The sequence below is a fragment of the Clostridium uliginosum genome, from assembly GCF_900112485.1.
GTDB lineage: Bacteria > Bacillota > Clostridia > Clostridiales > Clostridiaceae > Clostridium > Clostridium uliginosum.
In genome coordinates, this window is the sequence record NZ_FOMG01000002.1 from 174,064 (window position 1) to 187,584 (window position 13,521).

Sequence of the window (13,521 nt, forward strand, 5' to 3'; positions counted from 1 at the left end):
TTATTAAGAATACTAAAACACATAAAAGAAAATAACAAGTATACTTATTTGTTATTTTCTTTTATGTGCGTAAAGTACAAAAATAATCTTATTTATAAACTATACAAAGAATCACTTTAATTTTATTTTTATATATCGTTAAATAACCCCGATTATGTTATTGATTTGTAATATTTTTCTTTGATATCATTAGTGATACTGTGATTATTAAAAATTGTATTGTTAATAGATGTAACTTTCATTATACCTATTAAACTATTAGTAATAAAGACCTCATCAGATTTCAACAATTCTTCAATTGTTATTTCTTTTTCTACACAAAAATTATTTTTAACTATGCAATCCCTAACTATTCCTTTTAGTAACCCACATTTAATTTCTGGTGTATAAATTATTTTATCTTTTACCATAAAGATATTGCTAGTACTTCCCTCTGTTGCATAACCTTTTTCATTTAAAAAAATAACTTCATTAAACCCTTCTTTTTTGCATTTCTTATTTTCCATGATATTATCTATGTAATTTATTGATTTAATATATGTCAATGGAGAAGTCGAATTTCTACTAACATCGGATATTTTTAACTTAAAGCCTTTAATATAATCCTCTTTTTTATATAATAAATCTCTTTTAATCATAATTATATTTTTAGGTGTAACAATAATTTTAAGAGCACAATTTTTTATTTTTAAATTATATATATTATTAAGTAACATATCTGTTTTTACTTTTTCACCAATGTCTAAAACTTCAATACCTTTATTAAGTCTCTCTATATGTTCATTAAATAATACTGGTTTGTCATTAACTAATATAGTTTCAAATACGCCTCTACCAAAAATAACACTTTCATCTAAAGTAATATTCTTTTCTTCAAATCTAAGTGTTCTCATTATAAAACCCTCCTTAAAGCCTTTGCTTTATCTAAAGTTTCATTATACTCATCTTCTTCAATAGAATCATAAGTAATTCCTCCACCTACTCCAAAATAAGCCTTATTATCTTTTTTAATAATGCTCCGAATTACAATATTAAAATCTGAATTCCCTCTAAAATCAAAATATCCTATAGAACCAGTATAAATATTTCTCTTAATACCTTCTAATTCTTCTATAATCTCCATAGCTCTTATTTTGGGAGCTCCTGTAATTGAACCGCCTGGGAAACATTCCTTTATGCACTGTATAGAAGATATAGAATCTTTTAATTCACCTTCTATTTTAGAAACTAAATGAAACACTGTTGCATATTCTTCAACTTTAAAAAGCTCTGTAACATTGATAGAATTATTTTTACATACCTTGCTTAAATCATTCCTTTCTAAATCTACAATCATTAATAATTCTGCTTTATCCTTTTCACTATTTATTAATTCTAATCTATTTTGGAAATCTTCTTCTTTTGTCATTCCTCTAGGTCTAGTGCCTTTTATTGGTCTTGTATGGACTTTTCTATCAATAATTTGAATAAATCTTTCAGGTGATGAACTAATAACTTGAAAATCATTAAAATTCATATAAGCAGAAAATGGAGCCTTATTTATAGATCTAAGCTTTCTATATATATCAATTGATTCATCAAAATTTTCAATACAAAACCTTTGTGTCATATTTGCAATATAAACATCTCCACTTACAATATAATCTTTTAATTTTTTAATTGCCAATTTGTATTCATCTTTAGTAAAATTTGAACTAAACCTTTTTTCCTTTTGATCAATTTCAATCTCATTTAATGAAGTTGCAGTTAATATTCTATTTTCTATTTCATCCAATAGTTTTTCTGATTCATCACTTGGATTTGTTGATTCTTCATTTAACTTTTCTGATTCATTATTTATATCTAATGACGTTATATATTTTTTATTTTTTAACAAATCAAATACAATTAAATTTTTGTAGAATATAAAACGCATATGTGGAATATTATAATCTTCTAAAGTTGTGTTTGGAAGCTCTTCAAGTATTCTACCTGCATCATAAGATATATAACCTATACATCCAGATATAAATGGTATGTCTTTATGCAAATCAAAAGAAATTTTATATTTATGTATTAATTTTTCTAACTCATAAAACGGATCTCCTGACGTTTTTTTATCATTAATATATATCTCATTATTTTTTGATTCAAATATTAAAAAAGAGTTTATCCCTATAAATGAAAACTTAGATAGCTGTACATCTTCTTTTGAAGAATCTAAAAGTATAGTATTTTCTTCCTCTTTAAATATATAATAAACATCTAAAGGATTTAGGTCTGTTTTTATTTCTCTTAAATTAATTTCCATAATTCCTTCCTCCTTTAAAATTCTTCACTATTTTTATGAAATTATTTAATATCTTATGACCTTCCTCCGTCATTTCTGCCTCAGAATGAAATTGAACACCATAAATAGGATATTGTTTATGCTTTATTCCCATTATTACATCATCATCTGTTTTACATGTGATCTCTAATTCATTAGGTATCGCTTGACTATTTATTATTAGTGAATGATATCTAGTTACTTTAAGTGGATTCTTAACATTTTCAAATATTCCCATATTATTATGTACTACACTTGTTACTTTTCCATGGACTGGTTCTTTACCTTTAATTATTTCTCCACCGAAATAATACCCAATACATTGATGACCTAAACATATTCCTAAAATAGGTAATTTGTCTTTGAATTCATCTATAACTTTCAAACTTACGCCTGCATCCTTTGGAGATTTAGGTCCTGGTGATATTATTATTCCATCAACCTTCAACCGTTTAATTGCATCTAAATCTATTTTATCATTTCTATATATAATAACTTTTTCTCCTAATTCCTCAAAATATCTTACAAGATTAAATACAAAAGAATCATAATTATCTAACATTAATAACATTAATAAATTATTACCTCCATTTTATTATATAAGTTCTAAGTAATATAATTCTTTATTTATAGAATTAACTTCTAGATAAATTCTAAGTACCTTGAATAAATCTAAATGAAGAATAATTTTTAGAACATATATATTCTAATTTAGTTGTTGTATTTCAATCTGACCTATGACAATTAAACTCTATATAATTGATAAAGACAGCTATACAAATTTATTATTCTGAAAAATATAAAAAACCACCTTATCATAGTATAAAATTAATTTACATTTACTGCACAATCTTCTCCAGGGTTTTCAACTTTTAAAATTATGTTATTTCCTATATATGATGATTTTTCTGCTGTGATTATTATTTTGTTATCTATTATCTCTGCATTTAGATTATTTAACCCATCAATAAGATTTCTTAAACTTTCGATATTGTTGAAGTTATTTCCTTTAGCAATAGAATCGCTTATATATGTAAATGTAGAATTACCTATAATAAATTTAGTTGGTAATACCCTATCTTTTCCCCCTATAGGTTCTTGTATAATTTTAAGCCCATCTGCAACAGTCATTTTTTCACCATTTGGTATATATATTTGAATTACACCATTATTATTACATGCAGTATAGTAAGGCATCTTATTAATTAAATTTACTAACTCACTGGGCTGATTAAAGTAATTTTTAGAATTTGTGTTTTTACCATAGGTAAATACTTTTTTACCTATGGTAAGTGTTGTTATCCCTTGTTTTGGGTCATCATATATAAAGTTACCATTTGATACTTTTGCCAGTTCTTTTTCATTTGGTTTCCCATAAGTAATTGTACCTATTATCAGTTTTTTTGATTCTACTACTTCATCTGTTTTAGTTGATACCTTTTCTTCTGTACTTGTTTCTCCTAATATTTCAGATGTATCTTTATTATTTTCTATATTTACATTAGTTGAATCCTTTGGAGAGATCTTGTTTTCTGTAATATCTTCATTATCTTTTACCTTATCATTTTTTAGCTTATCACTTTCTGGATCTGATATTATTTTATCACTCAAAGGTACATCAGCTAAATTTATATGTGTTTTGTACTTCTTTGAACTTGTATTTGTTTTCTTTGTGTTTACTACTGTATTTAAATTATTATTTAATTTAAATACAGTTAATTTACTAATTTTATCACTAAACAAACTAATAAATCTTATATTTAATTGAGTAAGCGGGTTACATCCCCAATTAATTTGTTTCCAACCCATAAGCTTATTACTTATAGGCGTATAGCCTCCTTTATTTGCTACTACTTGTTTTAAATCACTTGCAAATACTGATACTAAATGTAAATTACAAATTACTATAATCACAATCAACATTGTTATCAATCTCTTCCAATAATTATATTTCACTAATAAAATTCTCCATTCTCACTTTTTAATTTAGCATTCCATCATTTCATTCATAATATAAAACTTAGTTAAATCATATTAACAAATAACTAGTTAATATGAACCTTGACAATAAATACATAAATTATACCAAATAAAGTGCTCCCTACAGAATTGTTTACATATCCATATAATGAAATAAATTATTTAGGTTCACTAGTTTTATCTAATTGAACAGCATCTCAAAACTATGTCGTAATTTCTCCATTAGTATTCATATAGAATCACTAAGACACATTCAAAAAAATAATAGACCAGTATGCATGTCTATTCAAGTTCTACTTTAGATATACTTCTGCCTTTATATACATTAATTATAATGCCAACTATTAACATATTTACAATCATACTTGTTCCACCATAACTTATAAATGGCAATGGTGCACCAATGATAGTAATTCCAAAGTTGAGTAATACATTCCAAATAAATTGAAACGATATTATAGCTACAACTCCTAAAACCAAAGATTTTCCATAAGAATTCTTTACACATAATGCTACTTTAATTATTCTTATTAGCAACGCTCCTATTATTGTTATAACTATAATCCCAGCTATCCATCCAAAATTATATATTATATATGAAAGGATATAATCTGCATAAAAGTCAGGAATTATATTCTTTTCAAAATTTGTTGCTTTCCCAATTAATACTGAAGAATCCCTTATTATTTTTAGTTGATTATAAATATATTCGTTACCGTTAATATCAATATAATTTAAAATTGATTGAAAACCTCTACCTGTTAAAATCATAATTAAAGTTTGAATTCCAATAAATAATGATAATATCTTTTTACCTGCTTTTGATAAATATACTAATAAACATAATGAAATTGCATAAATTAAAATACTACATAATGAGTTTGTTTTTACAATTAAAATTATTGGTACTATCCCAAGTAGTACTCCTGTTATAATTTTCATTTTACTATTCCAATTATAATTATCATATATACCTGATAATGCAACAATTATTAACATTGGAGCAACATATCCCATGTTAATAGTAATTGTTCCTATTTGTATCCACTGTTTCACGCCATTAGCAATTGGAGAATCTCCAAATACTGTTATACTTATACCTAATAATCCAACTATATAAATATATTTTGAGTATTTTTTTATCTTTCTATAATCAATAAAACATGCTCCTACTAAACATAATATCCCAAGTATGTTAAATATATTATTTCTTTTAGATATATACCCAGAAAATTTTTCAAAGTATCCATTCCACTGAAAAAAGCTCATTATAACAATACTAAATAAGGCTAATACAACGCTTAACACTATTACACTCCATTCTGGATTAGATCTATGAACAGTATTAAGTTCACTTCCAACCTGTTTAGATGAACCCATTTGATTAATTGCCTTTTTTAAAGCTTCATCTTCATGTTCTCCTAACCTTATATACTCATTAGTTTTTTCTTCTAAATGTGCCACTAATTCATTTTTTATTTCCTTATGCACTCTTCTATTTTTTACTTGCAAACATACATCATTAATATAATTGTTAATTTCATCATTATTTTTTATAGACATATATCTTATCTCCTCACTTAATTAAGCACATGAAAGAAAATAATAAATCCAAACTGTGCCTTAATATTATCCTTAATTTAACACTCAAAAAATTCTAAACTGAATATTTTTTATTCAGGTTTTGTTTTTAGATAACGCTATGAGTGTTGATATTGTTATATAATAGCGAACTGGCATTGAAATTTGCTTTGTAGAACTCTTAATGAATATTTGTACTATTAATTGCTTGTCACAATCTTTGATTGGGAACATGCATTAATAGTATTAATATTCATTTTAGAGTTCTTAAAGTGAATTTCACAGTCCATGAGCTTTATATAACAATATCAACACGTTGCTAAAACAAAGCCTAAATAATTATGTTATCTTTTCTAAATTTCTAAAGCTCTTTAACATTCTGATATTATTAATACCTTCTGCGTTATTTTTTAGAAATGTTTTCCCTTGTTTGGTTAATCTGTAATATTTTTTTTCTATATTATCATCTTCTATTTTCCAATAAGATTCTAAAAATCCTTGTTCTTCTGATAAGTGTAATATTGGATAGATTTCACCTTCTTGCATAGAAAAAGTACCTCTTGACTTAATCTCTAATTCTTTAATAACTCCATATCCATACATATCTTTTCTTTTAATAAGGGATAGTATTAAAACATTTAGATCTTCTTTTTGGGAATTTATTTTTTCTTCTTCTCTTACTGTATTCAATATATTTTTTAAGATTAATTCCTTGTTTTCTAAATTCTTATTAATTGCTTCTTTTATCAACTCTTCTTTTTTCAAATGATACCCTCCTAGCCATCATATATTAAACTCATTATTCATCTCATTCATTGTTCTATATAATCTATTTTTAACAGTAGATTCGCTTATATTAAGACTTTTACCTATATCTTTTATTTTTAAGTCATTCTTAAAATATAAAATGAATATTTTAAAAGTAAGTAAATCTTTCTTTTCTAAATAATTCCATATTTCTTTACATAATAATTTAGACTCATAATCACTTTCAATTTTTAAATTACATTCAAACCTCTGAAATTCCATTTCGTCATCACTAGAAAATACAGGAACATAATTTTGTGCCATTTTTAAAATTCCATAATGCTTATATATTTCATTTCTTGCAATTCTAATTAAATATTTCTTTGGTTCAAGTATCTCTCTTTTATTTTTTAATGCTTTATAAAAATTCAAATATATATTTTGCATTAAATCAGCTATATCACTACTACTCCTACATTTAGATACCACATATCTAAGTACATCGTCATACGTAATGTTATATATATCAGTAAGTACTTCTTCTATATTGTTTTGTTCCAAATTTCACACCCCTTACACTACTAATGATATCTACTTTATGTATTTTGTTTCACAAAAAAATATTTTTATTATGATGTCTAACATTTTATGCTTGTACATCTTTCTTTACACTGTTTTATACTTAATATATTAAAACATAAAAAGCTCAATGTTTGGACTTGTTATCCTCACATTAAGCTTTTACCATTATTAAATTAATATTTATTCAAATATATATTTTGCTCTAACTTCTTGAAGTTTATCAAAATGTAAGGTTCTCTCACTAGCTTTACAGCATTTATTTTTAGACAAATAAAAAAAGCCGTAGCACAATGTGCTACGACAATTTTGGCAGGGGCACTAGGATTTGAACCCAGAACCAATGGTTTTGGAGACCACTACTCTACCGTTGAGCCATACCCCTTTAGGACAATAATCATTATATAATATAATTTAAAAAAAATCAACTATTTTGTATTATTATATCTGTTAATTCTTTTATATTATATAAAATTAAGTCATCAAAGGACATATTTCCATCATATTTCCATAAATCCACCACTTTGTATTTAGATAAATCCATAGCTTCCTTTTCAGTTCCATCTTTTAATATAACAAGCTTCTTTTCATCTAAATTGTTAAGTTTTATAAATTCAGAAATCTCATGATTATCTAATCTAATTACATTTAATCCTAAATCTTTACTTAAATAATCAAAATTATTATTCAAAGCCACAAATGTATAATCACTTAGACTTTTTATTTTCTTTTCATAAGGTTTTATATTATCATCTAATTCTTTTACAGCATTTTTATAATTTTCTTCATAATAATCTCTATTTTCAGGATCTCTATCTTGAATCGCTGCTTTAACATTATATAAAGCTACCTTATATGCCTCTAAGCCCTCAAAATAATAAGGATTTTCTTTTGATACAGCATTTACATCATAATTTAAAAGTCTTATCCCTCTAGATAAATTTATTATTCCAATTTTACCTTTTTTTAACTCATCAATGAAACTATTTGCCCATGGTTCAAAGTTTGTTCCAGAATATATAAACAAATCCATATTAGAGACATTTTGAATAACCTCTCTAGTATATTTAAATTCATTAATATCCTTTTCATCTGTAAACATATATTCTACATTATGTTTATCTTTAACAATTTTTTTAACCATTTTATACTGTGGTTTATTAACAGTAATTATATTTAAATATTTATCTCGTGCATCCTTTGGATTGTTTTCAGTATTTGCTAACAAAGGACTTGAAAACACACTTATTCCCAATGAAAAAGCAATCGTTATTATAATCATAATAAAGGTAATCTTTTTCAAATGATTCACCTCCGAAAATTCTTTTAAATTTTCTATATTTTTTTGTAAGCTTAATATTTATTCAACAACTATAGTTTCTAATAATCACTTTATATATATACATTACATATTCTATTATACCAATTAATAAAAAAAAGTGTATATAAATTTATTACAAACTCAACCTATATATTCTGTATATCAATAAATCTTCATTTATTATAATACATACAGATAAATTATACTGTTTATTTTTTAAAGATGCCTTATATAGTTAAATTTCTTTCTTATTTTGCTATAAATCTTAACTATAAGATTTGCTTTTATAAAAAAATTAGATAAAATAAAAGGATGGGGAATTATATTGAAACTCAGCTCACATATGCTAGCTGAGTAAGTTTGAGAGAACAAACATAACGTTTGTATTCTCACTTGGAAAGGAATTGTTTTATGGAATTTAATATTTGCAGTATAGATGATACTACTAAATTAGGAATTAAAATAGGTAAACTATTAAATCCTGGAGATATAGTTTGTCTAACAGGAGATTTAGGTACTGGTAAAACTCATATTACAAAAGGAATTGCACTTGGGTTAGACATTCATGAAAATATTACAAGTCCAACATTTACAATTGTAAATGAATATGAAGAAGGTAGATTGAAATTATATCATTTTGATGTTTATAGGGTAAATGATCCAGATGAAATTTATGCAATTGGATTTGACGATTATATTTTTTCAGATGGAGTTTCTATTATAGAATGGGCAAATTATATTGAAGAAATTCTACCAAAGGATTTTTTGCATATAAATATAGAGAAAGACTTTAACAATGGTGACAACTATAGGAAAATTACTTTAACCTCTTATGGAGAAAGATATGATTATATAAAGGAGTTGGAAATATGATTGTACTAAGTTTAGATTCATCTTCGAAAGTTGCTACTGTTGCTTTAATGAATGATGATAAATTATTAGGTGAGATAATTTTAAATGATAAAAAGGAACATTCTATTATATTAATGACCATAATTCAAGATTTATTAAAAAATAACAACTTAAATATTGATGATATTGATGGATTTGTTGTTTCTAAAGGGCCTGGTTCTTTTACTGGACTTAGAATTGGTATGGCTACTGTAAAAGGTTTAAGTTTTGGAAGTGATAAACCATATGTAAGCATATCTAGTTTAGATGCCCTTGCTTTTAGTATTGCTTCATTTGATGGAATTATATGTCCCGTAATGGATGCATTAAGGAATAACGTATATACATCATTATACAGAAGTTGCAACGGTAGTTTGGAAAAAATAATGGACTACTCTGCTTTAGATGTTAATGAGCTTGTTGATATTCTTAATGCTAAAGGTGAAAAAGTTATGTTTATAGGTGATGGATTAATTAATAATAAAGAGTACCTAGTAGAAAACTGTTCTAATTGTTACTTCCCACCAAATCACCTTAATTTAATAAGAGCTTCTTCTTTAGGTGAACTTGGCATTAAAATGTTAAAAAATGGTCAATGTGATGATCCTAATTCAGCTCCATTTTATTTAAAAAAGCCTCAAGCTGAAAGAGAATATGAAAAAAGGATGAAACTAAGTAATGCAAGTAACAACTAATTTAATAACTGAAGATGATATAGATGGTGTACTAGAAGTTAGCTCGCTAAGTTTTTCACTTTGTTGGAGTAAAAATTCTTATATTCAAGAATTATCAAATCCATTAGCAAATTATATTGTAGCTAAAGACCAAAATAAAGTTATAGGTTTTGCTGGTGCTTGGCTAATACTTGATGAAGCACATATAACAAATATTGCAGTCCATCCTAACTATCGAAATCAAAAAATAGCTTCTAAATTATTAGAAGAATTAATTGCACATACTAAACGTAAAGGAAGTAAATCATTTACTTTAGAAGTAAGAGCTAGCAATAATGCTGCCCAATGCTTATATAATAAATATGGATTTACACAAAATGGTATTCGAAAAAGATATTATGAAGATAATAAAGAAGATGCTATAATAATGTGGCGTATAGATGAATAAGTGGGTGTATCAAAATGATTTTAAAAATCATTTTGATACACCCACATTACTTTCATGTGACTTATTCTGTTATTGTCTTTGTATTCTTTTTTGAACTTCCAAAATTCGGTTCTACTTTAAAAATTGAAACTGATATTTTTTTATATAAAATATATGTTAATATAGATACCATAATTGCTTTTATTCCATTAAAAGGTAATAATCCCCAAACAATATATTTTAATAAATCAGCACTTTCCATATGCATTCCATATGCTGGCAACAAGAAATATACATTTGCTATAATACCAGCTATTTCTATACAAACTCCACCTAAAAACATTCCTAATATTGCAGTTTTCTTACTTTTATTTCTATGATATACAAGTCCAGCTGGTAATACTAGCGAAGCTCCAACTAAAAAGTTTGCAACTTCTCCAACAAAGCCTGAACCAGTTCCCTTTATTATTACTATTAAAATATTTTTTATTAATTCTATTAACACCCCTACTAAAGGTCCAAATCCAAATGTACCTAATAATGCTGGAACATCGCTTAAGTCCATTTGAAGCCATGGAAATATAGGAATTATTGGGAACTCGATATATCTAAGTATAAGTGCTATTGCTGATAATAAAGAAATTTTAATTAATTTGTTTGTGTTTTTATTCATATTTTTGCCTCCCAAAAATTATCTTCTTGGTGTAGCTTATTAGGTTTTTCATTTTCAATATATTCTTATTTTATATACTTATAATAAAGTAAGCAAAAAGCCCTGATGTAAAATACATCAGGGCACATACTCAAATAAATAAGAATAAAGAAAATCTTAATTCCTAATAGGTTACCTTCTTTCATCCAGACTATACTGTTGGCTTCGGAATTTAACCGAATCTGCTAAAAATAGCTCGCGGGCTGTACCGCCAGTAGGGATTCACACCCTGCCCTGAAGATATATTTTATTTTTATTACTTTAATTATATAACTTTGTTATAATTTTGACAATACTTATATATATTAAAATCTACTTTTCTAAATTAACTATAATATCATCCAATATAAATTCTAAAGCATCTTCTTTACCTCTTTTCAATCTCTTAACATAATTCATTTCATTAGATTTCATAAAATCTATCTCATATCTAACATTCTTATAAAAGCTCTTACACCTTATATAACGTAAATAAAAATATTTTCTCTCATATTATATTGTTTCATAATACTATTATGACTATTGACTAATTTTACATTCTTCTATATCTCTTTCAGTAATATTTGCCATCCATTTTTTTGAATACATTAATTTAAGTCCAATAATTAATCTTACAAGCTCTTCACTTGAAAGTAATAAATAAACCCATTCAATAGGAAGTTTAAAAATAAATGCTGAAATAAAGCCCATTGGAACTCCTATTCCCCATGTTCCAAACATATCTAAATATAATGTGTACTTAGTTTGTCCACCGCTTCTTAAAATTCCACCGCCTATAATCATATTTGAAACTTTAATCCATAATACCAGTGCAAACATAATTAATAGCTTAATTGTACAATCTTTTAAATTGTCAGATATATTAAATATAACTACATATAGTTTAGAGAATAAAATTAGCAAAACTCCAAATATTGCTGACCCTGCAAGGCCTAAGTGAACAAACTTTCTTGAATATTTAAATGCTTCATCATTTTCATCTTTACCAAGTTTGTTTCCTATCATGATTCCTGCTGCAACACTAACTCCTGAGAATAAACCTATACTTAAGCTTTGTATTGGAAATGTTAATGTCATAGATGCAACTTCACTTGTACCCATTCTTCCATATACAATAGAATACATTGTTTCACCTACTGCCCAGAAAAATTCATTTATTAATATTGGAGTAGTTATAACAATAATCTTTTTTATAAAATTAGCTGATAAATCAGATATTTGTTTTATTTTAAATGCTCCTGGATATTTCCTTATATATATACATGCAACAAGTATTGCAACTTCTAAAGTTCTAGTTATAGTTGTAGCATAAGCAGTACCCTGTACTCCCATTTTGGGTAGTCCGAACTTACCAAATATAAGAATATAATTTAATATCGTATTCATTAAAATTCCGAATATTCCTGCAAACATAGGTAGTTTAACATGTTCTGTGCTTCTTAAAACTGATGAATACATAGTAATTAAAAGTATTGGTATATATCCAACTGCATTAATTTTAAGATATTCACTTCCTAACTCAATTACTTTAGCATCTTTTGTATAACAACCTAATACTTGATGATGAAAAACTAACGAAAGTACAGAAAATATTAAAGTTATAGCAAATCCAATAAACAAATTTCCGCCAAATGAACGTGCTATATTTTTCTTGTCTTTTTTACCCCAGAATTGAGATATCATAATAGAAGTTGAAGCACCAATAGCATTTAAAGTTATTATAAAAATATTTGGGAATCTTGATCCTAGCCCTACAGCTGCAATTGCATTTTCTCCAAGTTGTCCAACCATAACTTGATCAATAATACTTAACGAAGCTTGAAATAAACTTTGAATAGAAACTGGTATTGCTATTGCTAACATAGTACTTAAATATGGACTCTTTTTAAAAATTTTTTTAATCATATTTTATCCTCATTCTCGCCTTTGTTTTAAGTAGTACTTTTTGTACTACTACTTTCATAGTAAAACTATCTCCTTAATATGTCAATAATTTTAGGATAATTTTTTTATCCTTATATATTTCAAAATACATTGTATTTCTAATAATTTTTCATTGTGGACCTGGTTCATCTGAAAAGTTTCATTTTGTATTGTACCTACTTACCATTGTGCAAAACATACATCGCATCTTTGACTTGTTATTTCTTTCATATCGCTAATGAAAATTAAACTTATACTTTTAAAATACATTCAAACTAGTAATAAAGGTCATGCTTTTGTTAAAGTGTTACATTAAAAAATTTTGATAGCTATGATTCTTAGATTATAAGTTGTTCCAAATATGCTTGTCTTTAAAGC

13 protein-coding genes, 1 tRNA gene and 1 riboswitch are annotated in these 13,521 nt (G+C 25.8%); of the genes, 3 read left to right on the forward strand and 11 right to left on the reverse strand.

Going from position 1 to position 13,521, the window contains the following annotated elements; all coding sequences use genetic code 11:
- Positions 1–152: 152 nt before the first annotated feature.
- From BM027_RS02290 to BM027_RS02330, 9 genes are all read right to left on the reverse strand, one after another.
- Positions 153–893, reverse strand: a complete 741-nt coding sequence (locus BM027_RS02290) for an aminotransferase class IV (RefSeq protein WP_090088426.1) — start codon at positions 891–893, stop codon at positions 153–155.
- A complete protein-coding gene (gene pabB, locus BM027_RS02295) occupies positions 893–2,290 on the reverse strand; it encodes an aminodeoxychorismate synthase component I (RefSeq protein WP_090088428.1) in 1,398 nt (465 codons plus the stop codon). Before pabB ends, BM027_RS02290 begins: the two co-directional genes overlap by 1 nt.
- On the reverse strand, positions 2,280–2,879 hold the full coding sequence (locus BM027_RS02300) for an anthranilate synthase component II (protein ID WP_090088430.1): 600 nt from the start codon (positions 2,877–2,879) through the stop codon (positions 2,280–2,282). The genes pabB and BM027_RS02300 overlap by 11 nt, the downstream gene beginning before the upstream one ends.
- Positions 2,880–3,136: 257 nt before the next feature.
- Positions 3,137–4,264, reverse strand: coding sequence for a hypothetical protein (locus BM027_RS02305; protein ID WP_090088432.1), 1,128 nt, complete (start codon positions 4,262–4,264; stop codon positions 3,137–3,139).
- A gap of 306 nt (positions 4,265–4,570) precedes the next feature.
- Positions 4,571–5,851, reverse strand: a complete 1,281-nt coding sequence (locus BM027_RS02310; RefSeq protein ID WP_090088434.1) for an FtsW/RodA/SpoVE family cell cycle protein — start codon at positions 5,849–5,851, stop codon at positions 4,571–4,573.
- Between the two features lie 357 nt (positions 5,852–6,208).
- Positions 6,209–6,634, reverse strand: coding sequence for a PadR family transcriptional regulator (locus BM027_RS02315; RefSeq protein WP_090088435.1), 426 nt, complete (start codon positions 6,632–6,634; stop codon positions 6,209–6,211).
- An 18-nt stretch (positions 6,635–6,652) separates the two neighbouring features.
- Entirely contained in the window at positions 6,653–7,177 is a 525-nt protein-coding gene (locus BM027_RS02320; RefSeq protein WP_090088437.1) for an RNA polymerase sigma factor, read from the reverse strand.
- 328 nt (positions 7,178–7,505) lie between these two features.
- Positions 7,506–7,580 (reverse strand) — tRNA-Trp (locus tag BM027_RS02325).
- Positions 7,581–7,619: 39 nt separating this feature from the next.
- Entirely contained in the window at positions 7,620–8,498 is an 879-nt protein-coding gene (locus tag BM027_RS02330; RefSeq protein ID WP_090088439.1) for a metal ABC transporter substrate-binding protein, read from the reverse strand.
- Positions 8,499–8,927: 429 nt separating this feature from the next.
- Here BM027_RS02330 and tsaE point away from each other — a divergent pair, with 429 nt between their 5' ends.
- From tsaE to rimI, 3 genes are read left to right on the forward strand one after another with little or no spacing between them, the layout of a single operon-like run.
- Complete coding sequence (tsaE, locus tag BM027_RS02335; protein ID WP_090088440.1) at positions 8,928–9,389, forward strand: tRNA (adenosine(37)-N6)-threonylcarbamoyltransferase complex ATPase subunit type 1 TsaE; 462 nt, start codon at positions 8,928–8,930, stop codon at positions 9,387–9,389.
- Positions 9,386–10,102 carry a tRNA (adenosine(37)-N6)-threonylcarbamoyltransferase complex dimerization subunit type 1 TsaB gene (tsaB, locus tag BM027_RS02340; protein ID WP_090088442.1) on the forward strand — a complete coding sequence of 239 codons (717 nt, stop codon included), beginning with the start codon at positions 9,386–9,388 and terminating at the stop codon, positions 10,100–10,102. The genes tsaE and tsaB overlap by 4 nt, the downstream gene beginning before the upstream one ends.
- On the forward strand, positions 10,086–10,529 hold the full coding sequence (gene rimI / locus BM027_RS02345; protein ID WP_090088444.1) for a ribosomal protein S18-alanine N-acetyltransferase: 444 nt from the start codon (positions 10,086–10,088) through the stop codon (positions 10,527–10,529). Before tsaB ends, rimI begins: the two co-directional genes overlap by 17 nt.
- 61 nt (positions 10,530–10,590) lie before the next feature.
- On the opposite strand, the gene BM027_RS02350 is transcribed toward rimI, so the two are convergent.
- Positions 10,591–11,181, reverse strand: coding sequence for an ECF transporter S component (locus BM027_RS02350; protein WP_090088445.1), 591 nt, complete (start codon positions 11,179–11,181; stop codon positions 10,591–10,593).
- A 169-nt stretch (positions 11,182–11,350) separates the two neighbouring features.
- A riboswitch (FMN riboswitch) is annotated at positions 11,351–11,466 on the reverse strand.
- A 273-nt stretch (positions 11,467–11,739) separates the two neighbouring features.
- Positions 11,740–13,125: an MATE family efflux transporter gene (locus tag BM027_RS02355; protein ID WP_090088447.1), complete on the reverse strand. Its 1,386-nt coding sequence runs from the start codon at positions 13,123–13,125 to the stop codon at positions 11,740–11,742.
- Positions 13,126–13,521 lie beyond the last annotated feature (396 nt).

Excerpts from the sequence above, each read along its gene's own strand:
- BM027_RS02290 (WP_090088426.1), bottom strand. The coding sequence starts at position 893 with ATGAGAACACTTAGATTTGAAGAAAAGAATATTACTTTAGATGAAAGT.
- pabB (WP_090088428.1), bottom strand. The coding sequence starts at position 2,290 with ATGGAAATTAATTTAAGAGAAATAAAAACAGACCTAAATCCTTTAGAT.
- BM027_RS02300 (WP_090088430.1), bottom strand. The coding sequence starts at position 2,879 with ATGTTATTAATGTTAGATAATTATGATTCTTTTGTATTTAATCTTGTA.
- BM027_RS02310 (WP_090088434.1), bottom strand. The coding sequence starts at position 5,851 with ATGTCTATAAAAAATAATGATGAAATTAACAATTATATTAATGATGTA.
- tsaE (WP_090088440.1), top strand. The coding sequence starts at position 8,928 with ATGGAATTTAATATTTGCAGTATAGATGATACTACTAAATTAGGAATT.
- tsaB (WP_090088442.1), top strand. The coding sequence starts at position 9,386 with ATGATTGTACTAAGTTTAGATTCATCTTCGAAAGTTGCTACTGTTGCT.
- rimI (WP_090088444.1), top strand. The coding sequence starts at position 10,086 with ATGCAAGTAACAACTAATTTAATAACTGAAGATGATATAGATGGTGTA.
- BM027_RS02350 (WP_090088445.1), bottom strand. The coding sequence starts at position 11,181 with ATGAATAAAAACACAAACAAATTAATTAAAATTTCTTTATTATCAGCA.
- BM027_RS02355 (WP_090088447.1), bottom strand. The coding sequence starts at position 13,125 with ATGATTAAAAAAATTTTTAAAAAGAGTCCATATTTAAGTACTATGTTA.